Source organism: Actinosynnema sp. NPDC023794 (assembly GCF_040639675.1).
In the GTDB taxonomy this organism is placed as follows: Bacteria; Actinomycetota; Actinomycetes; order Mycobacteriales; family Pseudonocardiaceae; genus Actinosynnema; species Actinosynnema luteola.
The window spans coordinates 130933-157348 of sequence record NZ_JBFAFR010000008.1; the positions used below are offsets into that span (position 1 = coordinate 130933).

The following is a 26416-nucleotide window of genomic DNA, read 5'->3' on the forward strand; positions in this document are numbered from 1 at the left end:
CGATCAGGGGAGCCACACCAACCGTTGGCCGTGCGGCGCCGTCCTGGCCAACGCCTGCGCCGACCGCACCTCGCCGCCCTCGAACCGGACCAGTCCGATCACGCCGAAGGCCGGCTCGTCCGCGCCGGGCCGCAGGTCGTCCCGGTCCGGCAGCACGTGGACGAGGCCCGCCGCGTACCCCTCGTGGCTCAACCACCACACCGGGCGGCCGAGCCCGCGCAGCGCGCCCACGAACTCCTCCCCCGCGACGTACGGCAGGACGTTGCTGGTCAGGACCACCAGCGGCAGGTCTTCGGGCACGCGGTCGGCGGCCTTGCCGAGGTCGGCCACCGCGTCGCCGACCACGAACTCCGGCGGCGACTTGCGCTGCACGGTCGCGGCCACGCCGAACAGCCGCAGCCGCTCCGGCTGGTCGGCCCACACGCACGCCTCGAGCCACGCGTACGTGTCCTCGTCGGTCAGGTCGGCGGGCGCCCGGTCCAGCCCGACCTTGGCCGCGATCTTCACCGTTTTGGGGATCTTCGGCAGCTCCGCGCCGGGCGCGAGCTCCAGCGCGCAGTGCAGCCCGAGCGCCGCCTTCGCGGGCCCCGCGACGAGCTGGCCCGCCTGCTGGGTCTGGTAGCGGTAGCCGTACTGGTCGAGGCCGAGCAGCAGGCCGGCGGAGCAGCCGACCTCCAGCAGCCCGACCGGCCCCTTGACCCGCGCCAGCGCCGGGTACAGCAGCGTGGCCCGCCGCACCTCGTTGGTCTGCACGGTCCGGGTGGCGACCAGCTCGCGCACCTTGTCGGCCCGGTCGAGCACGAACTCGCGGAACAGCCGCCAGGTGCTCTCGTCCGCGCCGTACGTGCCGCCCAGCGACGGGTAGTAGTTGGACAGCTCGTGGAACGGCTCGGCCTGCACCAGCCGGTGCGCCGCCGCCAGGAGCAGGGTCGCGTGCGCGAACCGCTCCGGGGCGGCGGTCAGCAGACCGGCGACCTCCGGATCGTCGGCGGCGTGCGAGGCCAGGTGCTCGTAGAGCGGCGAGACGCCGTGCGCCTCGCTCTTCGCGAACCGGGCCAATCGTTGCCGCACCAGATCCAGCGAGGTCACGTCACTCCTTGGGTTCGGGCCTGCCCGGCTGCTCGCCGCCGCGCGCCTCGCCGTAGGAGCGCTTGGGCACCATGACCTTCCGGCGGAACACGCAGACGACCGTTCCATCCTGTTTGTACCCGCGGGTCTCGACGTGGACCACGCCGCGGTCGTCCTTGGACTTCGACGGCGTCTTGTCCAGCACCTCGGTCTCACCGTAGATGGTGTCGCCGTGGAACGTGGGCTTGACGTGCTTGAGCGACTCCACCTCCAGGTTGGCGATGGCCTTGCCCGACACGTCGGGCACCGACATGCCCAGCAGCAGCGAGTAGACGTAGTTGCCGACGACGACGTTCTTGCCGAAGTCGGTGGTCTCCGCCGCGTAGTGCGCGTCCATGTGCAGCGGGTGGTGGTTCATCGTGAGCAGGCAGAACAGGTGGTCGTCGTACTCGGTGACCGTCTTGCCGGGCCAGTGCTTGTAGACCGCGCCGACCTCGAACTCCTCGTAGTAACGCCCGAACTGCACCGCACGCCTCCGTTGGCCGGCTACCAGTGTGAGGTCGGTGTGATCGAGGACCACTCCGACCGGGACGACAGTGTGAGCACCGGGGGAGTACCCTCGGCAACTGGTCTGTGAGCGACTACACCGCCGCGGCCAGCCGACCCGAGGAGGTGAGGACTACCGATGAGTAACGACCCCCATCCTGCGAGTACCTCGCGCGTCCTCATCGGGGAGCCGGCTTTCCACAGCTAGGCCCAGCGGTACCGGTCGGGACGTGCCGTCGTCGTTCGTCGAGTCGACGCTCCCCACCTGGAGGACCCGTGCCCAGCTTGCCCTCGCTCGGCGGCTTGAGAGGCCGCGCGCAGGATCGACCCTCGGTGCCCATCCCCGTGCCGCTGGCGCGGTACGTCGTGGACTGCGGCGTCTACGTCGACGGCACGCGCCTGCCCGGCCGCTGGACGCACGTCGACGCGGTCGAGGAGGTGCGCAAGCGCGGCGACGGGTTCGTCTGGATCGGGCTGCACGAGCCGGACGAGGAGCAGATCCAGGGCGTCGCGGACACGTTCGGGCTGCACGAGCTGGCCGTCGAGGACGCCGTGCACGCGCACCAGCGGCCCAAGCTCGAGCGCTACGACAACATGCTGTTCATGGTGCTCAAGACGGTCCGGTACATCCAGAACTCGTCGCCGGACACCGCCAACGAGATCGTCGAGAGCGGCGAGATCATGGTGTTCCTCGGCCGCGACTTCGTGGTGACGGTCCGGCACGGCAACCACTCGGGGCTGGCGGCGGTGCGGCGCGAGCTGGAGGAGGAGCCGGAGCGGCTGCGCTCGGGGCCGGCCGCGGTGCTGTACTCGATCGCCGACCACGTGGTCGACAACTACCTCGACGTGACCGACCACATCGAGGACGACATCGACCAGATGGAGGCGCTGGTCTTCCAGCCGCGCAGCCGGGTCAGCGCCGACCAGATCTACCTGATGAAGCGCGAGGTGCTGGAGCTGCGCCGGGCGGTGATGCCGCTGGCCGTGCCGCTGCGGCGGTTGGCGGAGGGCTACACCCCGCTGATCCCGGAGCAGGTGCGCTCGTACTTCCGCGACGTGGACGACCACCTCACCGAGGTGTCCGAACGCGTGATCAACTTCGACGAGCTGCTGACCACGCTGGTCAACGCCGTGCTGGCGAAGATCACGCTCCAGCAGAACTCGGACATGCGCAAGCTCGCCGCCTGGGTGGCGATCATCTCCGTGCCGACCATGGTGGTCGGCGTGTACGGCATGAACTTCGACTACATGCCGGAGACGCACTGGAAGTACGGCTACCCCATGGTGATCGCCGTGATCCTCGTGGTCTGCCTCACCCTGTACCGAATATTCCGTCGCAACCGCTGGCTGTAGCCCCCTCCCCCTCCCCCTCCCCTTCCCGCGACGGGATGTCCCCACATGTCCAGGATGTTCACCAACCTGCGGTTCTGGGTGCTCACCTTCCTCATCGGCTGGCTCGCCACGGTGACCCTGCTGATCGCGAACGGGAGCTGACCGCTCAGTTCCAGGGCGCGGTGTCCCACGTGAACGGGATGCCGTGCCCCACACCCGTGCCCAGGCGCAGCGAGACGCCGGCCGGCCACAGCTTGAGCAGCAGCCGGAACTCGTACGTGCCCGCGGTGTGCGTGCGGCGCGGCTCGAAGACCAGCAGCGCCAGCGGCGCCATCGGGGTGGCCCGGGAGGCGGCGTCGGCGAGGATCGCGCGGCCCATGGCGCGGTCGGCCGGTGACACGTACTGCCAGACGACCGAGTGCCAGACGACGGTCAGCACGTCGCGCTCCGGGCGGGCGAGCTGCTCGGCCAGCCACTCGGGGCCGGTCGCCCGCCGCACCGGGACGGGGTCGAGCCTGGCCAGCTCGACGGCGGCCTGGAGGCGGTCGAAGCGGGCCCGCTGGTCGGCCCAGACGAACGACGACAGGTGCAGCCGCCCGTCCTCTGTGGACACGTCGACCGGGTTGAGGTCGCAGCCCGCGCGCCGGACCAGGCGCAGGTTGTGGCGCAGGTCGACGGGCGGCCTGCCGGTCCACCCCGGGTCGAGGGCGAACGGGCTGCCCGGGTCGCCGAACGTCTCGCCGTCGACCCGGTAGGCGACGCGGTGCGGGCGCAGGTTCAGCCCGCCGGACGCGCCGACCTCCAGCAGGCGGATCGGGAACGTGGCCCGCCTGCCGACCTCGGCCGCGGCCAGGTGGGTGGCGGTCTGCAGGCCGCCGAACAGGGGCGCGCTGCGGCCCGGTTCGTTGGTCTGCACGACGGTGGACGTGACCAGGGCGCGCAGTTCGTCGGTGTGCTCGTGCAGCACGGTCAGCGCGTCGTCCCAGAGCGCGTCCAGGTCGGGTCTGCCGCCGGCCGTCGGGTAGTGCTTGGCCAGCGCCGGCGCGCGGCCCTCCAGGACGAGCCGGTGCAGGGCGCCGGCGAACCGCAGGCCGGGCACGGTGCCGTGCCGGTCGCACTCGGCGCCCGCCATCACCCGCGCGGTGATGCCGCCGCGGGCCAGGTCGTCCGCCGCGGCCACCAGCAGGGTGCGGGTGAGCGGGCTGTGGACGTCGCAGACGCGGGACGCGTCGAGGAACAGCTCGGCGAGCACCCTGTGACGTTAACCCGATTTCCCTTGTGCGGCAGGAGGAGGAACGCGTTGTTCACCCTTTCACCGACGAGGTGTCTCCGACTGCGCCGGCGCTTAGGCTCGGTGGATGCCGAGGGTGCTCGCGGTGGCGGACGAGGTGGTCGAGTCGTTGTGGACCGACCAGGTGCGCCGGCACGACGTCGACCTGGTCGTCGCGGCCGGTGACCTGCCGTTCGACTACCTGGAGTTCCTGGCCGGCGCGTTGGACCGGCCGTGCGTGTTCGTGCCGGGCAACCACGACGTGGACCTGACCGGGTACGCGAACGTCCGGGGCCTGTGGACGAAGGCGGGCCTCCCGGCGCGCTGGCCCGGTCCGGCGGGCGGGGTGAACGCGGACGGGCGGGTGGTGGACGTGGCCGGGCTGCGGATCGCCGGGCTCGGCGGATCCGTCCGGTACAGCGGCGGGCCGAACCAGTGGACCGAGCGGCAGCAGGCGCGTCGGCTGCGCGGCGTGCTGCGGGCGGCCCGGTGGCGGCGGTTGCGCGACGGGCGCGGGGTGGACGTGCTGCTCACCCACTCGCCGCCGCTGGACTGCGGTGACGAGCCGGACCCGCCCCACCGGGGGTTCGCCTGCCTGCACGAGGCCGTGCGGCGGTTGCGGCCACCGGTCATGCTGCACGGGCACATCCACCCGCACGGCCAGGTGAAGCCGGACCGCGTGCTCGGCTCGACCCGCGTGGTGAACGTCGTGGGTTACCAGGTGTTGGACGTCCCAGTGCCCTGAGGAGGAGTGCCGTGCCCCGTGACACCGGTTTCCCGCGGGCCGACGCGGAGAACGACTTCCTGCGCGCCCGCCGTCGCCAGGTGATGTCGCGGTTGGCCGCGTGGCTGCGCCGCGAGCCGGACGACGTGAACATCATGCTGCCGTTCCACGAGGTGGTCGAGTCGCTGGGGATGCTCAGCGAGCGGCGGCTCGGGCTGCGCGCGGTCCGGCTGGACTCGATCGTCGGCAGCGTGGACCGGACGCGCGACTTCGACCGCCGGTTCCGGCCGACGTCGGCGCGGGTGCGGGAGCGGTGGCAGCGGCTGGCGCTGGCGCAGCGGCGGGGCGAGCCGGTGCCGCCGATCGAGGTGTACCGGGTGGGTGACCTGCACTTCGTCCAGGACGGGCACCACCGGGTGTCGGTGGCGCACGCGCTGGGGCTGGAGGTGATCGACGCGTACGTGACGGAGGTCGTGACGCGGATCGCGGCGCACGGCATCCGGCACCGGGGCGACCTGATCGTGAAGGACTACCGGCGGCTGTTCCTGGAGCGGGTGCCGTTGGGCGGGCAGGCGCGGGCGGCGGTGCTGCTGTCGGACCCGTGGGAGTACGCCGAGCTGGGCGAGCACGTGGAGGCGTGGGGTTTCCGGCTGATGCAGGACGAGGGCGCGTTCCTGGACCGGGCCGCGGTCGCCGGGCGCTGGTACGCCGAGGAGTACCAGCCGGTGGTCGAGATGCTGCGGCAGGCGGACCTGGTGGGCGACCGCACGGAGACCGAGGCGTACATGTGGGTGGCGGCGGAGCGGTACCGGCTGATCCGCACGCACCGGTGGGACGCCGACGTCATCTCGACCCTGAGGTCGCGCCGCTAGCGCTGCCGTTCCAGCCGGGGCAGCGGCCGGGCCTGGTCCATCACCCGGTCGGTGTAGGTGTCGAGCAGGCGGGTCGCGACCTGCTGGCCGTACCCGAGGATCACGGCCCACAGCAGCAGGGCGGCCTGGGACGCCACGCCGATGAGGCCGGTCGTCACGCCCGCGCCGAGGCCCAGGATGCCGACCACCGCGAGCGCCGCGCCGAGCAGCACCTTGATCAGCGCCTGGTAGCCGACCATCACGTACGGCGAGAGGCTGGGCCGGCGGCGCAGGAGCAGCACGACGGCCGAGAGGACCGCCCCGAACGCGCCGAACACCTGGGACAGCCACACGTCCGCGCCCGTCGCCGACCTGCCCGAAGGGCACACCGTCGGCAGCTTCTCCGCGCTCACGCACATCGGGATCAGGCCGGGCTTGAGCAGGCCGATGACGCCGAGCGCGGTGTTCACCACGAACAGCACCACGGACGTGGCGATCAGCTTGTTGCGCAGCGCCCGCGACCCGGCGTGGGCGAAGTCGGAGGCGTCGAACGCGGCCCGCAGCGCGTCGACCACGATCTCCCGCTCGACGGAGAGGGGGAACTCACCCGGCCGCAGCTCCTCCAGCGCGACGCGGCGCGGGTCGTCCTCCTCCAGGTTCTCCGCGACCCGGGCCTTGAGCCCCGGCAGCCGCCCGAGGAACCCGCTGCCCGCGGCCACGACCGCGATCTCGGCCTCGTGCAGCGACCGCCAGGCTCGCTCGATGTGCCACCCCGACCACCACGACGCGACCGTCCGCCACCGCGACTCGGCGCGCGTGATCATGTCCTCGACCACGGCGGCCTCCTGCTCGGCCACCGCGCGCCACTGGTCGCTCTCCGGGTCGAGCGGGTCCCGCGGGCCGAGCGCGGCGAGGTCGGCACGCACGCGGTCCAACCGCGACTGCACCACCAGCCGCCAGTCCGTGACCCGGGGTGTGCGCGTGCCCATGTCCAGCATCGTCGCAGGAAGACCCACCGATCAGGCGATCACCCGAAGGAGTGGTGACCAGGTGGCAACGCGGTGACGATCACGCCTCGGCGACCAGGAAGTCGGCGAACTCGACGTGGGCGGCAGGGCGTCCAGCCGGGTCATGGACAAGGGTGCCGCAGGGGCAGCGCTCGCTGCGACACCCTTGTCCGTGCGCCCTCAGGCCGTGCGGCCGGGCTCGACCAGCTCGCGCAGCCGCGGCGGCATGCGCTTCTCCAGGCCGAACGGTTCCAGGTGGGCTTGGAGGACGCCGTCGAACGCCCGCTTCACCGACGCGGTGTCCCAGGTGTCGCTCTCCAGGATCGGCTGCTTGAAGTACGGGTGGCCGACGAGGTGCAGCTGCCGGCCGTTGCACCGGACGATCTGGCCCGTGATGCCGTCCGCCGCGTCGCTGAGCAGGAACAGCACGAGCGGCGCGACCTTGCCGGGGGTGCGGTCGGCGGGGATGGCCCGCAGCGAGCGCTCCGACTTCCACACCATCCGGGTGTGGGCGACCGGGCAGACGGCGTTGACCCGGATGTTGTCCCCTTCCAGGTCAAGGGCCCACGACGAGCTGAGCGAGGTCACCGCGCCTTTGGTGGCCGAGTAGGCGGCGAGTTTGCGCTGGCCGAGAAACGCGCCTGACGAAATGTTCACGATCGAGCCGTGGCCCTGCTCGCGCATCACGCGCATCGCGGCCATTCCGGTGTACATGACTCCCAGCAGGTTGACCTCGACGATCCGCCGGATGGATTCCGGCTCGTCCTCCCACGGCAGCGCCTCGTAGTTGAGGCCGGCGTTGTTGACCAGGCCGTCGACCCGGCCGAACTCGGCCTGGCACATTCCCACGATCTTCTCCGCCTCGCTGGGATCGGCCACCGTCGCCGTGCTGGCCACCGCGCGCCCGCCGTACGCCCGGATGTGCTCGGCCACCTGTTCGGCCTGGTCAGCATCGATGTCGTTGACCACGACCGCGGCTCCGGCCTGCGCGGCGTGCATCGCGTAGGCCTCGCCCAAACCCCGTCCCGCCCCGGTGATCACGACTGCTTTGCCGTCAAGAATCCCCATCTCGCGCTCTTCTCTGTGCTCGGCGGACTCCCCTGCCCCGGCCCTTTACGGCCGGAGTCGTTTCCGCCTTCGACCAGCGTGGGGATCACCGGCACCCGCAGCGCCACAAATGCGACGAGGTGTGGGTTTGCTGCGCTGAATGGCCTATGGAGTTCGCCCCTGCCGATGGTCCGGACTGGTCAGCACCTTCCCGTGACCTCCGGAAACCTCCCGTTGGACTTCCCCTGAAAGTGTGAAAGGCCGCCCCCGTCGAACCAGCGGGGGCGGCCTTCCGGCGCGGTGTTCAGCCGCGGTAGGTGAGGTTGCGGCCGTTGCCCGGGTCGAACAGCTGCACCTGATCGGCGTCGAACCAGATGTCGGCCGGTTCCCCCGCCACCGCAGTGGACGTGGCGGCGATCCGGGCGACCAGCGACACGCCGTCGCCGGGCACGTCGGCCGAGCCCGCGTCGGCCGCGAGTTCGGCCAACTCCGCCGAGGTCGCCTGTTCACCCTGGAGGCTGAAGTAGGCGAACTTGTCGGAGCCCATCGACTCCAGCACGTCCACGTGGTTGGTGAACGTGACGCCCTTCGAGCGAACGGCGTCGTCCACCAGACGGGCGTCCTCGAAGTGCTCGGGCCGCAACCCCATGATCACCTCGCGGGGCGCGTCGGCGCCTTCCAGCAGCCCGCGCACCCGGTCCGTGAGCGGCACGTCGCCGAGCGCCGACCGCAGCACGCCGTGCTCCAGCGCGGCCGGCACGAAGTTCATCGCGGGCGAGCCGATGAACCCGGCGACGAACAGGTTGGCGGGGTTGTCGTAGAGGAACTGCGGCGCGCCGATCTGCTGCACCGTCCCGCCGCGCATCACCACGACCCGGTCGCCGAGGGTCATCGCCTCGGTCTGGTCGTGCGTGACGTACACGGTGGTGGTGCCGAGCCGCTTCTGCAGCCGCGACACCGACGTGCGCATCTGCACGCGCAGCTTGGCGTCGAGGTTCGACAGCGGCTCGTCCATCAGGAACGCCTTGGGGTTGCGCACGATCGCCCGCCCCATCGCGACCCGCTGCCGCTGCCCGCCGGACAGGTTGGACGGCTTGCGGTCCAGGTGGTGGGTCAGGTCCAGGATCTCGGCGGCGTCGCGGACCTTCTTCTCCACGGTCGCGTCGTCCACTTTGGCCAGCCGCAGCGGGAAGGCCATGTTCTCCTTCACGGTCATGTGCGGGTAGAGCGCGTAGGACTGGAACACCATCGCGATGTCGCGGTCCTTGGGCGCGCGCTCGTTGACCCGTTCGCCGCCGATGCGCAGCTCGCCGGACGTGATGTCCTCCAGGCCCGCGATCATGTTGAGGGTCGTGGACTTCCCGCAGCCCGACGGGCCGACCAGGATGATGAACTCGCCGTCGGCGATCTCGATGTCCACGTCCCGCACGGCCACCGCGCCGTCGGGGTACTGCTTGGTCACGCTGTCCAGGACGATCTCGGCCATTGCTTCACCCCTTGACGGCGCCGGAGGTCAACCCGGCGACGATCCGACGCTGGAAGAACAACACGAACAGGATGATCGGGACGGTGATCACCACCGCGGCGGCGGCGATCGACCCGGTCGGGTCCTCGAACTGCGAGCCGCCGGTGAAGAACGACAGCGCGACCGGCACCGTGCGCGAGCTCTCCGTCGAGGTCAGCGAGATCGCGAACAGGAAGTCGTTCCAGCAGAAGATGAACACCAGGATCGCGGTGGTGAACACACCGGGCGCGGCCAGCGGCGCGATGACCCGGCGGAACGCCTGGCCGGGCGTCGCGCCGTCCATCTTCGCCGCCTTCTCCAGCTCCCACGGGATCTCGCGGAAGAACGCCGAGAGCGTGTAGATCGCCAACGGCAGCGCGAACGTGATGTAGGGCAGGATCAGGCCGGGCCAGGTGTCGAACAGCCCGAGCGACCGCTCGATCTCGAACAGCGGCGAGACCAGCGAGATCTGCGGGAACATCGCGATCAGCAGCGACACCCCGACCAGCAGCCGCTTGCCGGGGAAGTCGAGCCGGGCGATCGCGTAGGCGGCCATGGTGCCGAACACGACCGCGACGGCCGTGGCGATCAGCGCGATGCCGATCGAGTTCACCAGCGCGCGGACGAACTCCGTGGTGGAGAAGATCGCCTTGTAGTTGTCGAACGTCCAGGCGCGCGGGATGAAGTTGCCGTCGCCCAGGGTCTCCTTGGTCTTGAACGACAGCGACACGATCCACAGCACCGGGAACAGCGCGTACGCCACCACCAGCACGTTGAGGACGGTCCAGCGCGCCTTGCGGCCCGTCGTCACGGCCCCGCCGATGCCCGCCATCAGCGCCTCCCCCCGCCGTCGCTGCCGGGCGCTGCGGTCCCGAACAGCTTCACGAACACGAACGCGATGATCGCCACCGCGATGAAGATCAGCACCGACATGGTGGAGCCGATGCCCAGGTTCAGCCCCTTGATCAGGTTGTTGTAGGTCAGCATCGACACCGACGACGTGCCCTGCGAGCCCGCCGTGAGCACGAACAGGTTGTCGAAGATGCGGAACGCGTCGAGCGTGCGGAACAGCAGCGCCACCAGGATCGCGGGCTTCATCACCGGGACCATGACCTTGGTGAACCGCTGCCACGCGCTCGCGCCGTCCATCGCGGCGGCCTTGAGCAGGTCGTCCGGCACCAGGGCCAGGCCCGCCATCAGCAGCAGCGCCATGAACGGCGTGGTCTTCCAGATCTCGGCCAGCGTCACGACCATGATCGCCGGGATCTTCTCGGTGAGCACGGGGTCGCCGCCCGCGACCGTCTCGGCCAGGTAGCCGGTGCCGGGCGTCCAGGCGTAGCGCCAGGAGAACGCGGCGACGACCGTGACGATGCCGTACGGGATGAGCGTGGACGTGCGCACGATGCCCCGGCCGACCAGGGTGCGGTGCATGATCAGCGCCAGCGCCATGCCGAGCACCAGCTCGACGGCCACGGACACCACCGTGATGAGCACCGTCACCCACATGGCGTTCCACCAGTAGGGGTTCGTCAGCACGGTGACATAGTTGTCCAGGCCGACGAACTCCGTGCGGTCCGGGAACTTCAGGTCGTAGCGCTGCAGCGACAGCCAGAAGGAGTAGAGGATCGGCCAGCCCGCGACGGCCGCCATGATGAGGATCGCGGGCGCGCACAGCAGCAGGCCGAGTCGGCGTTCGGCCTTCTTGCCCTCGCTGAGCGCGGCTTTCGCCTTGGGCGACAGCTTGGGTTCGGCGGCCGGTTCGGCGTCCAACGCGTGGCTCACGGCAGCACCCCCTTCGAGTCGAGCGCGTCCTGGAGCTCGGTGCGCAGCCGGTCGGCCGTGCGCCGCGGGTCGATGTCGGCCGGTGGCGAGAGGATCGTCGAGATGACGGTCGAGACGTTCTGGTAGGCCGGGGTCCGCGGGCGGGCGCCCGCGTTCTTCAGCGTCTCGAGGATCGCTTCCTTCATCGGGTACGGCTCGACCATCTCCGGGTCGTCGTAGACGGACTCGATGGTGGGCGGCACGCCGTCGTTGATGGCGGCGAACTTCTGGTGCTCCGCGCTGCGCAGGCACGTGACGGCGTCGAACGACTCGTCGGGGTGGCGGGAGAAGGCGCTGACCGCGTAGTTGATGCCGCCGACGGTGACCTCGGCCGGTCCGCCGTCGATCGACGGGTAGGGCGCCCACTTCAGGTTCGGGGCGAGGTCGGGGACGGACTGCGCGGCGGCGTAGACGTAGGGCCAGTTGAGCTGGAACGCGGCCTTGCCGTTCTCCATCGCGAGGCGGGCGTCGTCCTCGGCGGCGTTGGAGAACGACGGGTCGACCACGTCGGAGGTGGCGAACTGCTTGAGCACTTCCAGCGCCTTGACCGCGCCGTCGTCCACGACGGACTTCGTGCCGCTGTCGTCGAGGATCTGCCCGCCGGCGGTGTTGACCAGGGTGTTGTAGAGCACGACGAGGCCCTCGTACTGCTTGCCCTGCGCGGCGACGAGTCCCGGGGTCTCGTCGTCGCCGTCCGCTTCGAGCCGCGACCCCATCTCGATCATCTCGGACCACGTCGTCGGCGGTGTCGGCACGAGGTCGCCGCGGTACCAGAGGAGCTGGACGTTCGTGTTGTCCGGAGCGCCGTACAGCCTGCCCTCGTAGCGGGCGGTCTCCAGCGGCGTCTCCAGCGTGCCGTCCTCGACCTTCGCCTTCGTCTGGCCGGTGAACTCCTTGATCCAGCCGGCCTCGGCCAGTTCGGCGGTCCACGTGACGTCGAGGGCCAGCACGTCCATGTCGTCGTCACCGGCGGCGAGCCGGCGGACCAGCTGCTCGCGCTGGCCGTCCGCCTCGCGCGGGAGCTTGTGGTAGACGATCTCGTAGTCGTCGGTCCGCTCGTTGCAGTTGTCGACGATCTTCTGGAAGTTCTCCTGCGGGTACTTGTAGACGTTGATGGTGATCCCGCCGTCACCCGAACCACAGCCCGCCAGCACGGACGTCGCGATCAGCGCGGCGCCCCCTGCGGCGGCCAACCGATGACCCTTGCCCCTCATCGGTCCTGCCTCCTTCCCGACAACGGAGGAGCCAGACCGCGACGCCCGGCACCTCGTCGTGCCCACCGGTCGGCCGTGCCGACCGGTGGAACGAACGTAGGACCGGTGACCAGGTGCCACGACCACCGGAGCCCGGAACGGCCTTACCCGGTCCGGTGGTGCGGTAAACCTCGGTCTTCGACCTCAGTCCTGGCCGGCCTTGCCGGCGTCGGAGGGGCGCATGGCGAGCTTGGCGAGCAGGTCGCGGCCCCGTTCGGCGGAACGGGGCTGGCAGAGCACGTCGTAGCGGCCCGCGACGAGCTGGCTGGCGCTCTGGAAGTCGCGCTTGCCGCGCGCCGACCCGTAGCCGACGGCGGCGAAGATCAGGCCGAACGCGATGCCGACCACCAGGCCCGCCACGATGGGGCCGAGGCTGCTGCCCGGGGTGGTGTTGAACAGGCTGAGCAGGACGCCGACGAACAGGCCGAACCAAGCGCCCGACGCCGCGCCGGTGCCCAGCACGCGGCCCCACGTGAGGCGGCCGGTGACCCGTTCGACCAGCATGAGGTCGACACCCACGATGGTGACCTCCTGGACGGGGAAGTCGTCGTCGGCGAGGAAGTCGACGGCGCGCTGGGCCTCCTCGTAGGTGCCGTACGAGCCGATGGGCCAACCGGTGGGCGGGGTGGGCAGGCGGGGAGGCACCCCGGGTCGGTTCTGGCCGGAGAAGGAACTCGTCACGGTGACCACCTCTTCGCGGTGCTGATCTCCCCATCCTGCCAACACCGGGCGACCGGCGCGAAACAGGTCGGCGGGAAGGGTGCGAAACGTGACCTGCGGCTCGGCCCCGCGCGCCGCGCCCGTAGCGGCCACGGGCCTGCTCGAACGCCTCCGTGATCCCGATCGTGACCCCCGGCGTGCGAATCGGACCGCTGCCGGCACGGACCGACACTCGGGCGGGGGTCAGGGACGACCTGTGGACAACCGCGCGTCAGCCGCGGGACTGGTAGTCGCGCAGCAGGCCCCGGCTGATGATGGTCTTCTGGATCTCGCTGGTGCCCTCGCCGATGAGCAGGAACGGCGCCTCGCGCATCAGGCGCTCGATCTCGTACTCCTTGGAGTACCCGTAGCCGCCGTGGATGCGGAACGCCTCCTGGGTCACCTCGGCGCAGTACTCCGACGCGATGAGCTTGGCCATGCCGGCCTCGACGTCGTTGCGCGCGCCCGAGTCCTTCAGCCGCGCCGCGTTCACCATCATCAGGTGTGCGGCCTCGACCTTGGTCGCCATCTCGGCCAGCTTGAACGCGATGGCCTGGTGCTCCACGATCGGCTTGCCGAACGTCTTGCGCTGCTGCGCGTACTCGATCGCCAGCTCGAACGACCGCAACGCGATGCCGCACGCCCGCGCCGCCACGTTCACCCGGCCGACCTCGACGCCGTCCATCATGTGCCGGAACCCGCGACCGGTCTGGCCGCCGAGCACCTGCTCGGCCGGGATGCGGAAGCCGTCGAACACCATCTCGGTCGTGTCGACGCCCTTGTAGCCCATCTTGTCGATCTTGCCGGGGATGGTGAGGCCGGGCACGACCTCGCCGTAGCCCTCCGGCTTCTCCACCAGGAACGTGGTCAGGTTCTGGTGCGCCTTCTCCGCGCCCTCGTCGGTCTTCACCAGCACGGCGGTGAGGTTGGACGTGCCGCCGTTGGTCAGCCACATCTTCTGGCCGTTCACGACGAAGTCGTCGCCCTCGCGCACGGCCCGCGTGCGGATCGCCGCGACGTCCGAGCCCAATTCCGGCTCGGACATGGAGAACGAGCCGCGCACCTCGCCGGTCGCCATCCGCGGCAGGTACTTCGCCTGCTGCTCCGGCGTGCCGTGCTGCTTGAGCATGTGCGCCACGATGAAGTGCGTGTTGATCACACCCGACACGGACATCCAGCCGCGCGCGATCTGCTCGACGACCAGGGCGTAGGTCAGCAGCGACTCGCCGAGCCCGCCGAACTCCTCCGGGATGGTGAGCCCGAACAGGCCCATCTCCTTCATGCCCTCGACGATGTCGGCGGGGTACGTGTCGCCGTGCTCCAGCGCCTGGGCGTGCGGGATGATCTCCTTGTCCACGAAGGTGCGGACCGTCGACAGGATCTCCTCCTGGACGTCGGTCAGTCCTGCGGTCCGGGCCAGGCGCGCCATCGCGTTTCCCTTCGTAGCTCTCGGGTTACCGGCGAGTATGACCCGGTTAACGCCCGTTCGCGCGACAAAGGTGCTCATCGCCACGCGCTGAACCGAAACAGCGGGTAGCCTGTGCGCCCGCACGATTCGCAGGGGGACCGCAATGTCGCAGCCGTACCAGCCGCAGCCGGGCTACTACCCGCCGCCGCCGACCACGCAGACCAACGGGATGGCGATCGCGGCGCTGATCACGGCGTTCCTGTTCTCACCGGCGGGCATCGTGCTGGGCATCGTGGCGCGCAAGCAGATCCGGCGGACCGGTGAGCAGGGCTGGGGCATGGCGACCGCCGGGCTCATCATCGGCGTGGTGCTCACCGTGCTGTGGGTGCTGGCGGTCGTGCTGTGGGTCGTGCTCGTGGTGTGGCTGTACCGCGAGGTCGGCAACCTGCCGCCGCCGCGCTGACCTCCGGTCAGGAGGCGCGCAGCTCCAACTCGCCACCGCAGTGGCGGCACACGTCGGCGAACACGTGGACGTCGTGCGAGCAGGCGGGACAGGGCCGGAAGCTGCGCTCGAGCAGGTCGTCACGGCGACGCCGGAACAGCGGTCTGCGCGGGGTGCGATGTCTGGACACGCCCACCACCATGCACAGGCGGCACCCCATGATCGCCAATCCAGCACCCGACCTGTGGGAATGCTCACCACCGTGACCAGCGGTGGGTGCTCGTTTCGTCACCCTTCGAACGTGCCGAGCCAGGCGTCGAGGCGCGGGCACACCGCCCGCAGGCGTGCGAGCCCCAAGTCCTGGATCGCGAGCGGACCGTCGAGCGTTTTGACGTAGGTCGGGCAGTAGCCGAGCAGCCGCTTCGACGGCGCGGTGGCCGGCCCGTCGTTGACCAGCTCGGGCCCACCTGCGGCACTGACGTCGGCTCGGAGCCGTTCGGCGAGTTCCGGACCGAGGAACTGGCCCAACTCGTCGGCGGCGGCGAACACCCAGGCTTCCAACTCGTGCACGACCAGGTTCGGCCGGAACCGCCGGTCGCCCATCGCGTCGCCGAGGCAGCGCTCGACGTGCCCGGCCCGTTCGTAGACGTCGCCGGACGGCCGATCGACCATGCCGGGGCAGTCGGCCGGGAACGCGTAGTAGTCGAACAGCGTCGTGAGCACGTCGAGGCTCGTGTCGTTCAGCAGGAGCCTGACGTCCCGCTGGACCTGCGCCCACCCGGTGATGCCACCCTTGTGCGACGGCCCGGCCGCGGGCCGCTTGGTCTTCACCAGCGACAGGCTGGTGACCCAGCCAAGCCCTTCGAGGTGCGGTCGGATGACGGTGTCGGCCACGACCTCCTCGGTCTGCCCCTCGACCAACAGGTGGACCCGACGGACGCCACCGGTCACGTCTGCCCGCCCGGCCTGCCCCCGATCAGGTTCTTCTCCCACAGCTCGCCCAGTGAGTACTCCTCGAGCCACGCGCCGAGCCGCTCGCGATCCGGCCGGGTGAACTCCGAGGCACCGTCTACCCGCTCGACCACGATCAAGTCGTCGATGTCGAACTGGTTCATGAGGGTCACCGACTGCGTGGCGATGAGCACCTGGCTGCGCCTTGACGCCTGCCGCAGCAGTCCGGCCAACTGAACGACGGCATACGGGTGCAGTCCGAGCTCCGGTTCGTCCAGGACGACCAGCGACGGCAGTCGCGGGTGCAGGAGAAGCGTCGCGAGGCAGACGAACCGCAGCGTGCCGTCGGACATCTGGTTCGCGGAGAACACGGCGTCCGAGTCCGCTTGACGCCACCGCAGACGTACGTGGTCGTTCTTCTCCGGGACCAGGACGAAGTCGCGGAAGAACGGGGCGACCTGCCGGATCACACCGACGATCCGCCGGTATGCCGCATGGTCGGACTTGTCGTTGCTGTAGGCCAGTGCCAGCAGGAGGGCGGCGAGGTTTCCCGCATCGCTGCGCAACAGCAGGTTGTCCGCCGTGGGGACGAGTCGCTTGACCGGCGCGTTCCGACTGGTGTCGTGGAAGTGGTAGACACGGCAGCCGCGCAGGAGGTCGACGAGGGCGGAGGCGATGGGCACATCCTCCTGGTCGAGCCCCTGCAGACTGGTCTCCCCCCGGTAGCCGCCGGAGACGTTCCACTGGTCGAAATCCTTCTCCGCCCTGTCGGAGAACCGGCTGAGCACTTCATGCCTGAAGATCAACTCGTCATTGCTGCCCGGCACGAGCACGGCCTCGTAGGTGTAGGGCCGCCCTTCGAGGAAGATCCGGATCTCGTCCGTGGCGGTGGCGTTCAGCAGGGCCGACGCTCCGCCGTTCAGGCCGACGAAGAAGGCCAAGTCCTCCTCGACCAAGCGGCCCAACAGTTCGAACACGCGGATGAAGTTGCTCTTGCCCGCGCCATTCGCGCCGATCAGCACGTTGAGCCGGCCGAGGGACACCGTCGCGGAGCGGATCGAGGCGTACCCCTCCACCTCGATCGACTTCAGCTCCCGGTCGGCCACGCGATCACTCTACGGCCACGCGCCGACCGGGAACCGGGAGAAGTCAGTCCTCCGGCGGCGACCACACGTTCGTGCGCGCCATGCCCGCGGCACGGCCCTTGGACGAGATGACCAGCGCCATCTTGCGCGACGCCTCGTCGATCATCTCGTCGCCGAGCATCACCGCGCCACGCTTGCCGCCCTGCTCGGACGTGAAGTAGTCGTAGGCGTCGAGGATGTTCTCGGCGTGGTCGTAGTCCTCCTGCTTCGGGCTGTACACCTCGTTCGCCGCGTCGATCTGGCCCGGGTGCAGGACCCACTTGCCGTCGAACCCGAGGGCCGCCGAGCGGCCGGCCACGCGCTTGAAGCCCTCGACGTCCCGGATCTGCAGGTAGGGCCCGTCGATCGCCTGCTTGTCGTGCGCCCGGGCGGCCATCAGGATCTGCATCAGGATGTAGTGGTAGGCGTCGCCGACGTCGTAGCCGGGCGGCTGCTCGCCGACGACCAGCGACTTCATGTTGATCGACGCCATGAAGTCGGCCGGGCCGAAGATGATCGTCTCCACCCGCGGCGACGCGGTGGCGATCGCGTTGACGTTGATCAGGCCGAGCGCGTTCTCGATCTGCGCCTCGATGCCGATCCGGCCGACCTCGTAGCCCATGGTCTTCTCGATCTGGGTGAGCAGGAGGTCGAGCGCGTGCACCTGCTCCGCGGTCTGCACCTTGGGCAGCATGACGCAGTCCAGGTTCGCGCCCGCGCCCTCGACGACCTCGGTGACGTCCCGGTACGTCCACTCGGTGGTCCAGTCGTTCACCCGGACGACCCGCGCGCGGGAGCCCCAGCCGCCCTCGTTCAACGAGGCCACGATGGTCTTGCGCGCGTCCGGCTTGGCCAGCGGCGCGCACGCGTCCTCCAGGTCGAGGAACACCTGGTCCGCGGGCAGCGTGCGAGCCTTGTCGATCATCTTCTGGCTCGAGCCGGGCACGGCCAGGCATGAGCGACGGGGACGCTGCTGGTCGACCACTGTGGGTACCTCCTCGTACCGGCCGGTAACTCCTGTTGTGCGAAGGGTGGCACGCACGCGAGGCGCCCGCTATTTCGTGAGTCACGACTCACAGGCTCGTGGCAGGCTGAACCGGTGGAGATCGAGCAGGTGCTGGACAACGCGCTGCGCAAGGCCGCGGCGGTGTGGATCCGACCGGACGGCCGCGAGCCGAGACTGGTGTGGGCGCTGTGGCGCGACGGCGGCCTCCTCGTCGCCGTCGGCGGCACGGAGCAGCAGGTGCCGGGCCTGGCCGACGGCGTCCCGTGCACGGTCACCGTCCGCTCCCCCACCACCCACTCCCACCTGGTCGACGCCACGGCGACCGCCCGCCTCGCGGACCTGGACGACGACGCGCGAGCGGCGCTGCGAGCGGCCCGGCTGAACGGCCGGCCGGAGTGGGAGTCGGTCTACCGCCTGGAGTTCGCGTGATCACCGTCCCCGAGGGCTTCGGCGCCATCCTGGGCGAGGAGGCGCTGGAGTGGCGGGCTTCACTCCCCTCGCTCGCCACGAAGTTCTGCGCCCGCTGGCGCCTCACCCCGGACGGCGCGCTGCTGCACGGCAACATCGCCGTCGTCCTCCCGGTGCGCCGCGCCGACGGCCACCCGGCAGTGCTCAAGCTCACGTGGCTGGACGAGGAGACCCGGCACGAGCCGACCGCGCTCAAGATGTGGGCGGGCCACGGCGTGGTGGCGCTGCTCGACCACGACGACCGGCACGGCGCGCTGCTCCTGGAACGCCTCGACCACACCGCGTCGCTGCTCGACGTGCCGATCGAGGAGGCGCTGGCCGTCACCGGCGGGCTGCTGCGCCGGCTGCGCGGCCCGGCCGGCCCGGAGTTCCGCCGCCACGAGTTCACCGACCCGCGCACGCGCAACGCCGACCTGGGCGACCCGCTGCCGCCCGCCGTCGTCGATCAGGCGCGCGAGCTGGGCCGCGACCTCGTCGAGCACGCCGGGAACACGCTGGTCAACCAGGACCTGCACTACGAGAACGTGCTGCGCGCCGACCGCGAGCCGTGGCTGATGATCGACCCGAAACCGCTGGCCGGCGACCGCGAGTTCGGCGTGATCCCGTTGCTGTGGAACAGGTTCGGCGAGCTCGACGGCCAACGCGGCCTGCGCGACCGGTTCGCCGCGCTGTGCGACATCGGCGAGCTGGACGCCGACCGCGCCCGCGCGTGGACGTTCTGCCGCGCCGTCGACAACTGGCTGTGGTGCCTGGAAGAGGAGCAGGAGGAGATGGCCGTCGCGGTCGCGGCGATCACCCACGCGCTCCGGCCATGACCGGGAACCCGGCGCACGACGTCCACAGTGGAACGCAGCGGCCGGGCACCCGGCGGACTAACCTGATCACGTGCCTGCCGTGAACCGGGTCTTCGCCGCTCAACTCGCCGGACTGCCCGTGTTCGGCCCGGACGGCGAGTCGATCGGCAAGGTCCGCGACCTGGTCGTCGGCCTGCGGGTGGACCGCCAGCCGCCCCGCGTGCTCGGCCTGGTGCTGGAGCTGGCGACCCGGCGGCGCATCTTCGTGCCGATGCTGCGGGTCACCTCGATCGAGCCGACCGCCGTGACGCTCGCCACCGGGTCGGTCAACCTGCGCCAGTTCCACCAGCGCGCCAACGAGGTGCTGGTCGTCGGCGAGCTGCTCGACGCGCGCGTCGCGCTCGCCTCCGGCGCGGCGGCGGTGCTGGTCGACGCCGCGATGGAGCCCAGCCGCACCCGCGACTGGCGGATGACGCGGGTCGCGGTGCGGGAGCGCACCGGCCGGCTGGCCCGGCGCGGGCCGGTGCAGGTGCTGCGCTGGGAGGACCTGACCGGGCTGTCGGTGACGGAGCTGGCGGGCCAGCCTCAGGGCGCGCAGCACCTGGTCGCGATCTTCGAGACGATGCGCGCGGCGGACGTGGCGCTGGCCCTGCACAGCCTGCCGTTCAAGCGGCGCTACGAGGTCGCCGAGGCGTTGGACGACGAGCGGCTCGCCGACGTGATCGAGGAGATGGCCGAGGAGGACCAGAAGGACCTGCTGGCCTACCTGGACGACGAGCGCGCGGCGGACATCCTGGAGGCGATGGACCCCGACGACGCGGCCGACCTGCTGTCGGAGCTGCCCGAGGGCGAGAAGGACCGGCTGCTGGAACTGATGGAGCCGGAGGAGTCCGAGCCGGTCCGGCGGCTGCTGGAGTACAGCTTCGACACCGCGGGCGGCCTGATGACGCCGGAGCCGGTGGTCCTCGCGCCGGACGCGACCGTGGCCGAGGCGCTGGCGCACGTGCGCAACCCGGACTTGACGCCCGCGTTGGCCAGCATGGTGTTCGTGTGCCGGGCGCCGACGGCCACGCCGACCGGCCGCTACCTGGGTTGCGTGCACATCCAGCGGCTGCTGCGCGAGCCGCCGTCCGACCTGGTCGCGGGCGTGCTGGACACGGACCTTGCGACGTTGTCGCCGACCGCGTCGCTCAGCGACGTGACCCGCTACTTCGCCGCCTACAACCTGGTGTGCGGGCCGGTGGTGGACGAGAGCGACCACCTGCTCGGCGCGGTCACCGTGGACGACGTGCTCGACCACCTGCTGCCGGCCAACTGGCGCGAAACGGGGCTGTCCCATGCCTGAGCTGCTGCCGCGTCGACGGCTCGACCAGCCGCGCACGGAGGGCCGGTTCCGGCTGTCGCTGGACCCGGAGGCGTTCGGCCGGTTCTCCGAGCGGCTCGCCCGGTTCCTCGGCACCGGCAAGTTCCTGTTCTGGCAGACGCTGCTGGTGATCGTGTGGATCACGCTGAACCTGTTCGCGGTGACGCTGCGCTGGGACCCGTACCCGTTCATCCTGCTCAACCTGGCGTTCTCCACGCAGGCCGCGTACGCCGCGCCGCTGATCCTGCTGGCGCAGAACCGGCAGGACGACCGCGACCGGGTGTCGCTGGAGGAGGACCGGGCCCGCGCCGCGCAGACCAAGGCCGACACCGAGTACCTGGCCCGCGAGCTGGCCGCGCTGCGGCTCGCCGTCGGCGAGGTGGTGACCCGCGACTACCTGCGCAGCGAGCTGGAACGCGTGTTCCGCGAGCGCAAGCGGCCCGCCAAGGACGGCCCTTCCAAAGACGGCTCGCTCAAGGACGGCCCGCTCAAAGACGGCCCAGCCGCGGACGTCAAGGACGACGTGTCGTCGACGTGACGCTCAGGGCTCGTCGGCGCCCAGCCGGTCGCACGTGCGGCCGAACGCCTCCAGCTCGGCGTGGTCGAACGTCTCCGCGAAGTGGCGCGCCACGCCCGTGAGGTGGGTGCCGGCCGCCGCGCGCAGCCGGTCGAGGCCCTGCGAGGTGAGCACCGCCACCACGCCGCGGCCGTCGCCGTCGGCGCGTTCCCGCAGCACCAGGCCCGCGCGTTCCAGGCGGTCGACGAGTCTGGTGACGCCGGAGCGGGACAGCAGCACGGCCTCGGCCAACTCGGTCATCCGCAAGCGGTACTGCGGCGCCTCGGCGAGCTGGACCAGGACGTCGTAGGCCGCGAGCGACAGGCGCTGCTCGGCGATCAGTTCGGCTTCCAGGATCCGTGTGAGCCTCGCGTGCGCCCGGAGGAAGGATCGCCACACCCCCAGCTCGGTACGGGTGGGCAACCGGGCAGATCCGGTTTCCGGCACGGATACCGATGTTACGGAAAGCACGCAAGCGGCTGCGCGCTGCCCCCGGATCCGAGGTGACCAACCGGTAGCTTGGAGGTGCACGGCCCGCCGTAGCATGGCGGTCCCACCACCTCTTGGCGAAGGCGTTCCCGTGACTCTTCCTACCGTTGACGACGTGCAGAAGGCGTTGGCCGGTGTCCAGGACCCGGAGATCCGGCGTCCGATCACCGACCTCGGCATGGTCAAGGGCGTCGTGGTCGGTGACGACGGTGTCGTGGACGTGGCGGTCTTCCTGACGGTGTCCGGCTGCCCGCTGCGCGACAAGATCACCGCCGACGTGACCGCCGCCGTGTCCGCGCTCGACGGCGTGACCGGCGTCCGCGTCGAGCTGGACGTGATGAGCGACGCGCAGCGCACGGAGCTGCGCAAGACGCTGCGCGGCGGCGTCGAGGAGCCGGTGATCCCGTTCGCCCAGCCCGGTTCGCTGACGCGGGTGTACTGCGTCGCGTCGGGCAAGGGCGGTGTCGGCAAGTCGTCGGTGACGGTGAACCTGGCCGTCGCGATGGCCGCGCGCGGCCTGTCCGTCGGCGTGGTGGACGCCGACATCTACGGCCACTCCATCCCCCGCATGCTGGGCACGGACGCGCGGCCGACGCAGGTCGAGAAGATGATCATGCCGCCGCAGTCGCACGGCGTGAAGCTCATCTCGATCGGCATGTTCACGCCGGGCAACACGCCGGTCGTGTGGCGCGGCCCGATGCTGCACCGCGCGTTGCAGCAGTTCCTGGCCGACGTGTTCTGGGGCGACCTGGACGTGCTGCTGCTCGACCTGCCGCCGGGCACCGGCGACATCGCCATCTCGGTGGCGCAGCTCGTGCCGAACGCCGAGATCCTGGTCGTGACGACGCCGCAGCAGGCGGCGGCCGAGGTGGCGGAGCGGGCCGGGTCGATCGCGTTGCAGACGCGGCAGCGGATCGCCGGCGTGATCGAGAACATGTCGTGGCTGGAGCTGCCGGACGGCACCCGGATGGACGTGTTCGGCTCGGGCGGCGGGCAGGCCGTGGCCGACTCGCTGACCCAGGCGGTGGGCGCGGACGTGCCGCTGCTGGGCCAGGTCCCGCTCGACCCGCGCCTGCGCGAGCAGGGCGACGCGGGCACGCCGATCGTGCTGGCGCACCCGGAGTCGGCCGCCGGCCAGGTGCTGACGACCGTGGCGGGCAAGTTGTCGACGCGGTCGCGAGGGCTCGCCGGCCGCCTGCTGAACGTCTCGCCCGCCGGCCGCTGACGGCCTGAACCCCCACGACAGGGGCTCCCATCCGGGGCCCCTGTTTCGTGTTGCCCGCAACCGGTCGGCCGTTGACGAACCGCCGCCTGTCTGAACCTTTGTACGCAAAACCGCAAGAAGTTGACAGCAAGAGCTCAAAATCCCATGTTGCTCCGCAACTTCGCGGCAGGCGCACCGCCGCAGTCTGCCCACCGTCGTCCCCGACGAAGAGGACACCCATGAAAAGGACCAGGCGGTCGACGTCGCGCACGACAACGCGTTCGTGAACAACACGATCCAGCTGCCGTGGCGGGCCAACGGCGTCGCGATCTACGGCGGCCACGGCAACAAGGTCGAGAACAACCTGATCCACGACACCATGAACTACCCCGGGATCATGCCGGCGACCGACCACGACCCGTTGCCGTTCTCCGGCCAGACCCTGATCGCCGGCAACGCCCTGTTCCGGACGGGTGGCGCGTTCTGGGGCGAGGCGCAGGAGTTCGGCGCGATCACGGTGTCCGCGCAGAACCGCGACATCACCGGCGTGACGATCCGCGACACCGAGATCCACGATTCGACCTACGACGGCATCCAGGTCAAGTCGGGCGGCGGCGCCCGCGGCAGCGCGACCCTGACGAACGTGCGGATCACCGACTCCGCCGCCGGCGCCGTGGTCGTCGAACCGGGCTCGCAGTTCACCATCACCGGCACCCCGACCACCACAACCCACCGCGGCCGAGGCGTCATCTGACCGACCCGCTCCCCCTCGGACGCGTCGCCCGGGTTCCGGCCCGGGCGGCGCGTTCACACGTCAGGGGCGATCGTGCGCACGTCTTCCAGCGGGTCACTTGCCGCGGAGGGTGATGTGCTCGTCGGCCTGCCCTGGCGCGACGGCGCTGCCGTAGATCGCCAGGCCGTGGGGGAACCGGGCGTCTTCGGCGACCGCGAACTCGATCGTGTTCTCACCGGGTCGGAGCATCCCGGCGTCGAACTGCCACGTGTAGTGGGCGCCGTGCCCGTCGTCGGGCACCACGCGCCGCACCGGCAGGGGTGCGCCGTTCACGACCACCGTGACGTCGGAGTACCGGCCCTCCGGGTCGGAGTAGCCCTCGGCGTCAGCGGACAGGCGGGCCTTGAGCTCGACCTGCTCGGCCTCGAACTCCCCGAGCTCGACCTTGTACACGAAACGCCCCACCGGGTTGCCGTAGGCGTGAGCGTGGGACACGCCGTGCCGCGCGTGCAGGTCACCACCGGCTTCGTAGAACGGCCCGTAGGCCCGCCACCGGGAAGCGTCGACGTCATAGGCCGACGGCGAGATCGTGAGGTTGATCTTCGTCCCCGACGCGGGTTGCTGCGGGAGCCTCCACGCGAGCAGCCCCACCACCAGAGCCACGGCTCCGACCACCAAGGACGCCAGACCCGCGAGCGCCCCGGCTCTGGTCCACGGACCTTCCACGGGCGGCCTCCTCGACGCGGACCGGTCAGGTGGCGTCCGGGTCGTACGGGGGACGCTCGCCGTGCTCCAGAGGACGGTCCCGGCTCGTCGTGTCGCGGACCGGCGGCACGGTCGGGTGGCCGTTCGGCTTCTCGCTCGGCTCGTCGTCCCACAAGTGCTTGGTGATCGCGCGCTTGGGGTCGAAGTTGCGCAGCTCCCGGAGGTCCTCGAGGGGCTTGCGCAGCTGCTCGAACTCCGGCCCCATCTCCTGCTTCAGCTGCTCACGCGCGCCGGTCGCGTAGTCGCGGACCCGGCGGACCGTCTTGCCGACCCACGCGGCGGCGTCGGGCAGTCGTTCCGGGCCCAGGATGAACAGACCCGCCACGACGATGACGAGGATCTCAAGCCACCCGATGCTGTCGAACACCCTCGTGCCCCACCTTCCGCGCCCCAAGCCCTGACTGCCAGCGTAGCCGTCAGTCGGACCGCAAAGTCACCTGCACGGTCAGCTCACGACCCTGCCTGGCCAGCACGACCGGCACCGTCTCGCCGATTTCATGGTCCCTTACCGCGACGGTCAGCTCCGCGGCGTTGCGCACCATCCGGTCGCCGACCCGCGTGATCACGTCGCCTTCCTCGATGCCCGCCGCGTCGGCCGCGCCGCCCTCGGGCACGTTCTGCACCTGCGCGCCCTCCGCCGTCTCCGCCGACGCCGACCGCACGTTGATGTTCATGTCCGCGTGCTTGACCTCGCCGTCGCGGATCAACGCCTGCGACACCTTGCGCGCGTAGTTGCCGGAGATCGCGAACCCGAGGCCGACCGAGCCGCCGGTCTCGGTGCGGATCGACGAGTTGATGCCGACCAGCGCGCCGGACGAGTCGACCAGCGCGCCACCGGAGTTGCCGGGGTTGATGGCCGCGTCGGTCTGGATCGCGTCATAGGTGACCTGCGGTCCGCCGTTCTCGCCCGCCGCCGTCACGGGCCGGTGCAGGGCGCTGACGATGCCCTCGGTCACGGTGTTCGACAGCGACAGCGGCGAGCCGATCGCGAGCACGGTGTCGCCCACCGCGAGCTCGTCGGAGTCGCCGAACTGCAGCACGGTCGGGTTGTCCACCTCGACCTTGATCACCGCGAGGTCGGTCTTGGAGTCACGGCCGACGACCTGCGCCACGGCCCGCTTGCCGTCGGTGAAGACCACGGTCAGCTTCGCCGACGTGTCCTGCACCGCCGGGGCGACCACGTGGTCGTTGGTCAGCACGTAGCCCTCGCCGTCGATGACCACGCCGGAGCCGACGCCGGCCACGTTCGCGCCCTTGAACTCGATCGACACGACGCTGGGCGTGACCCGCTGGGCGATCTCGGCGACCGACCCGACCGGCCGTTCCTTGCCCGGCTTGACCTCGGCGAGCGTGACGCCGCCGTCGGTGAGCGGGTTGCCGACGCGGCCCAGCAGCCAGCCGACCACGCCGCCGCCCGCGCCGATCACCAGCGCCGCGACCATCAGCAGCACCAGGGCCATCGGCTTGACCCGCCGCCCGAACAGCAGTTCGGGCACGCTGAGCTGCGGTCCGGGCGGCTGCTCCGGCTTGGGTTCGGTGTCGGGCTGCTCGGTGACGGCGGGCGGGCCGATGACGGCCGACGCGCCCGGGTCGCGCCACGAGTCGCCCGCCGGCTTGCCCTCCCAGAAGACGGGCTCCACCTCGGGCTCGCCGTTCAGGTCGACCGGCGGGCGCTGCAGGAGCGTGTCGTCGTCGCCGCGCGGCCGGCCGAACGCCGTGCTCAGGGCTTCCGGCGGCGGTGGCGCGAGTCGGACGAACGAGTTGCCGTTCGGGCTCGGGCGGTCGGCGGAGAACGCGCCCGCCACGCCCTGCGGCCGGCCGAACACGGCCTGTTGACCGGGGTCGACGGCCGGGCGGTTGAGCGGACGGGGTGCGAGCCTGCGGTGCGCCCCGTCGTCCACGCCCGACCTGGGGGTCCCGTTGCCCTGCTCTGGCTCGCTCATCGCTCCCCGCACGTCGTCACACCATGGTTGTCGCGGGGCAATCGTGCC

29 protein-coding genes are annotated in these 26416 nt (G+C 70.8%); 10 read left to right on the plus strand and 19 right to left on the minus strand.

Annotation, left to right across the window (positions count from 1 at the left end; all coding sequences use genetic code 11):
* Positions 1 to 3: 3 nt before the first annotated feature.
* A complete protein-coding gene (locus AB0H12_RS19450; protein WP_499624232.1) occupies positions 4 to 1089 on the minus strand; it encodes a DUF2332 domain-containing protein in 1086 nt (361 codons plus the stop codon).
* Position 1090: 1 nt separating this feature from the next.
* The gene (locus AB0H12_RS19455; RefSeq protein WP_499624233.1) at positions 1091 to 1594 is read right to left on the minus strand and encodes a MaoC family dehydratase; all 504 of its coding nucleotides are present in this window, start codon (positions 1592 to 1594) and stop codon (positions 1091 to 1093) included.
* 296 nt (positions 1595 to 1890) lie between these two features.
* On the opposite strand from AB0H12_RS19455, the gene corA reads away from it, so the two are divergent.
* Positions 1891 to 2967 (plus strand): magnesium/cobalt transporter CorA, encoded by a 1077-nt coding sequence (gene corA, locus AB0H12_RS19460; RefSeq protein WP_499624234.1) that lies wholly within the window; start codon positions 1891 to 1893, stop codon positions 2965 to 2967.
* 145 nt (positions 2968 to 3112) lie between these two features.
* Here the strand turns inward: corA and AB0H12_RS19465 are convergent, their stop codons facing one another.
* Positions 3113 to 4198, minus strand: a complete 1086-nt coding sequence (locus AB0H12_RS19465; RefSeq protein ID WP_499624235.1) for a DUF2332 domain-containing protein — start codon at positions 4196 to 4198, stop codon at positions 3113 to 3115.
* Between the two features lie 106 nt (positions 4199 to 4304).
* Between AB0H12_RS19465 and AB0H12_RS19470 the strand changes: the two genes are divergently transcribed.
* Entirely contained in the window at positions 4305 to 4961 is a 657-nt protein-coding gene (locus tag AB0H12_RS19470; RefSeq protein WP_499624236.1) for a metallophosphoesterase family protein, read from the plus strand.
* A gap of 11 nt (positions 4962 to 4972) precedes the next feature.
* The gene (locus AB0H12_RS19475; RefSeq protein WP_499624237.1) at positions 4973 to 5812 is read left to right on the plus strand and encodes a chromosome partitioning protein ParB; all 840 of its coding nucleotides are present in this window, start codon (positions 4973 to 4975) and stop codon (positions 5810 to 5812) included.
* Here the strand turns inward: AB0H12_RS19475 and AB0H12_RS19480 are convergent.
* From AB0H12_RS19480 to AB0H12_RS19515, 8 genes are all read right to left on the minus strand, one after another.
* A complete protein-coding gene (locus tag AB0H12_RS19480) occupies positions 5809 to 6780 on the minus strand; it encodes a hypothetical protein (protein ID WP_499624238.1) in 972 nt (323 codons plus the stop codon). The two genes, AB0H12_RS19475 and AB0H12_RS19480, sit on opposite strands and share 4 nt — an antisense overlap.
* A gap of 198 nt (positions 6781 to 6978) precedes the next feature.
* The gene (locus tag AB0H12_RS19485; RefSeq protein WP_499624239.1) at positions 6979 to 7866 is read right to left on the minus strand and encodes an SDR family NAD(P)-dependent oxidoreductase; all 888 of its coding nucleotides are present in this window, start codon (positions 7864 to 7866) and stop codon (positions 6979 to 6981) included.
* A 283-nt stretch (positions 7867 to 8149) separates the two neighbouring features.
* Positions 8150 to 9331: an ABC transporter ATP-binding protein gene (locus AB0H12_RS19490; protein ID WP_499624240.1), complete on the minus strand. Its 1182-nt coding sequence runs from the start codon at positions 9329 to 9331 to the stop codon at positions 8150 to 8152.
* Between the two features lie 4 nt (positions 9332 to 9335).
* Positions 9336 to 10181 (minus strand): carbohydrate ABC transporter permease, encoded by an 846-nt coding sequence (locus tag AB0H12_RS19495; protein ID WP_230567267.1) that lies wholly within the window; start codon positions 10179 to 10181, stop codon positions 9336 to 9338.
* Entirely contained in the window at positions 10181 to 11131 is a 951-nt protein-coding gene (locus AB0H12_RS19500) for a carbohydrate ABC transporter permease (RefSeq protein WP_308257204.1), read from the minus strand. The genes AB0H12_RS19495 and AB0H12_RS19500 overlap by 1 nt, the downstream gene beginning before the upstream one ends.
* The gene (locus tag AB0H12_RS19505) at positions 11128 to 12384 is read right to left on the minus strand and encodes an ABC transporter substrate-binding protein (RefSeq protein ID WP_499624242.1); all 1257 of its coding nucleotides are present in this window, start codon (positions 12382 to 12384) and stop codon (positions 11128 to 11130) included. The genes AB0H12_RS19500 and AB0H12_RS19505 overlap by 4 nt, the downstream gene beginning before the upstream one ends.
* Positions 12385 to 12567: 183 nt before the next feature.
* Complete coding sequence (locus tag AB0H12_RS19510; protein WP_498774398.1) at positions 12568 to 13113, minus strand: YflT domain-containing protein; 546 nt, start codon at positions 13111 to 13113, stop codon at positions 12568 to 12570.
* A gap of 241 nt (positions 13114 to 13354) precedes the next feature.
* The gene (locus AB0H12_RS19515) at positions 13355 to 14551 is read right to left on the minus strand and encodes an acyl-CoA dehydrogenase family protein (protein WP_230567270.1); all 1197 of its coding nucleotides are present in this window, start codon (positions 14549 to 14551) and stop codon (positions 13355 to 13357) included.
* Between the two features lie 142 nt (positions 14552 to 14693).
* Between AB0H12_RS19515 and AB0H12_RS19520 the strand changes: the two genes are divergently transcribed.
* Entirely contained in the window at positions 14694 to 14993 is a 300-nt protein-coding gene (locus tag AB0H12_RS19520) for a DUF4190 domain-containing protein (RefSeq protein WP_499624244.1), read from the plus strand.
* Positions 14994 to 15000: 7 nt separating this feature from the next.
* On the opposite strand, the gene AB0H12_RS19525 is transcribed toward AB0H12_RS19520, so the two are convergent.
* The 4 genes from AB0H12_RS19525 to AB0H12_RS19540 all read right to left on the minus strand — a co-directional run bounded on the left by AB0H12_RS19525 (position 15001) and on the right by AB0H12_RS19540 (position 18032).
* The gene (locus tag AB0H12_RS19525; RefSeq protein WP_499624245.1) at positions 15001 to 15162 is read right to left on the minus strand and encodes a hypothetical protein; all 162 of its coding nucleotides are present in this window, start codon (positions 15160 to 15162) and stop codon (positions 15001 to 15003) included.
* A 98-nt stretch (positions 15163 to 15260) separates the two neighbouring features.
* The gene (locus AB0H12_RS19530; protein WP_499624246.1) at positions 15261 to 15923 is read right to left on the minus strand and encodes a DUF4276 family protein; all 663 of its coding nucleotides are present in this window, start codon (positions 15921 to 15923) and stop codon (positions 15261 to 15263) included.
* Positions 15920 to 16945: an AAA family ATPase gene (locus AB0H12_RS19535; protein WP_499624247.1), complete on the minus strand. Its 1026-nt coding sequence runs from the start codon at positions 16943 to 16945 to the stop codon at positions 15920 to 15922. The genes AB0H12_RS19530 and AB0H12_RS19535 overlap by 4 nt, the downstream gene beginning before the upstream one ends.
* Positions 16946 to 17072: 127 nt before the next feature.
* On the minus strand, positions 17073 to 18032 hold the full coding sequence (locus AB0H12_RS19540) for an HpcH/HpaI aldolase/citrate lyase family protein (protein ID WP_499624248.1): 960 nt from the start codon (positions 18030 to 18032) through the stop codon (positions 17073 to 17075).
* 114 nt (positions 18033 to 18146) lie between these two features.
* Between AB0H12_RS19540 and AB0H12_RS19545 the strand changes: the two genes are divergently transcribed.
* The 4 genes from AB0H12_RS19545 to AB0H12_RS19560 all read left to right on the plus strand — a co-directional run bounded on the left by AB0H12_RS19545 (position 18147) and on the right by AB0H12_RS19560 (position 21216).
* Complete coding sequence (locus tag AB0H12_RS19545) at positions 18147 to 18482, plus strand: hypothetical protein (RefSeq protein WP_499624249.1); 336 nt, start codon at positions 18147 to 18149, stop codon at positions 18480 to 18482.
* Positions 18479 to 19336, plus strand: coding sequence for an aminoglycoside phosphotransferase family protein (locus AB0H12_RS19550; RefSeq protein ID WP_499624250.1), 858 nt, complete (start codon positions 18479 to 18481; stop codon positions 19334 to 19336). The genes AB0H12_RS19545 and AB0H12_RS19550 overlap by 4 nt, the downstream gene beginning before the upstream one ends.
* Before the next feature lie 70 nt (positions 19337 to 19406).
* Positions 19407 to 20660 carry a magnesium transporter MgtE N-terminal domain-containing protein gene (locus AB0H12_RS19555; protein ID WP_499624251.1) on the plus strand — a complete coding sequence of 418 codons (1254 nt, stop codon included), beginning with the start codon at positions 19407 to 19409 and terminating at the stop codon, positions 20658 to 20660.
* Positions 20653 to 21216, plus strand: coding sequence for a DUF1003 domain-containing protein (locus AB0H12_RS19560; protein WP_499624252.1), 564 nt, complete (start codon positions 20653 to 20655; stop codon positions 21214 to 21216). Before AB0H12_RS19555 ends, AB0H12_RS19560 begins: the two co-directional genes overlap by 8 nt.
* 3 nt (positions 21217 to 21219) lie before the next feature.
* On the opposite strand, the gene AB0H12_RS19565 is transcribed toward AB0H12_RS19560, so the two are convergent.
* Complete coding sequence (locus AB0H12_RS19565; protein ID WP_499624254.1) at positions 21220 to 21681, minus strand: MarR family winged helix-turn-helix transcriptional regulator; 462 nt, start codon at positions 21679 to 21681, stop codon at positions 21220 to 21222.
* 97 nt (positions 21682 to 21778) lie between these two features.
* On the opposite strand from AB0H12_RS19565, the gene AB0H12_RS19570 reads away from it, so the two are divergent.
* Both AB0H12_RS19570 and AB0H12_RS19575 read left to right on the plus strand, forming a co-directional pair.
* Positions 21779 to 22948, plus strand: a complete 1170-nt coding sequence (locus tag AB0H12_RS19570; RefSeq protein WP_499624255.1) for an Mrp/NBP35 family ATP-binding protein — start codon at positions 21779 to 21781, stop codon at positions 22946 to 22948.
* A 184-nt stretch (positions 22949 to 23132) separates the two neighbouring features.
* A complete protein-coding gene (locus tag AB0H12_RS19575) occupies positions 23133 to 23681 on the plus strand; it encodes a hypothetical protein (RefSeq protein WP_499624422.1) in 549 nt (182 codons plus the stop codon).
* Positions 23682 to 23774: 93 nt separating this feature from the next.
* On the opposite strand, the gene AB0H12_RS19580 is transcribed toward AB0H12_RS19575, so the two are convergent.
* From AB0H12_RS19580 to AB0H12_RS19590, 3 genes are read right to left on the minus strand one after another with little or no spacing between them, the layout of a single operon-like run.
* The gene (locus AB0H12_RS19580) at positions 23775 to 24386 is read right to left on the minus strand and encodes a hypothetical protein (RefSeq protein WP_499624256.1); all 612 of its coding nucleotides are present in this window, start codon (positions 24384 to 24386) and stop codon (positions 23775 to 23777) included.
* Positions 24387 to 24411: 25 nt separating this feature from the next.
* Entirely contained in the window at positions 24412 to 24792 is a 381-nt protein-coding gene (tatB, locus tag AB0H12_RS19585; RefSeq protein ID WP_499624257.1) for a Sec-independent protein translocase protein TatB, read from the minus strand.
* Between the two features lie 49 nt (positions 24793 to 24841).
* Positions 24842 to 26368 (minus strand): S1C family serine protease, encoded by a 1527-nt coding sequence (locus tag AB0H12_RS19590; protein WP_499624258.1) that lies wholly within the window; start codon positions 26366 to 26368, stop codon positions 24842 to 24844.
* Positions 26369 to 26416 lie beyond the last annotated feature (48 nt).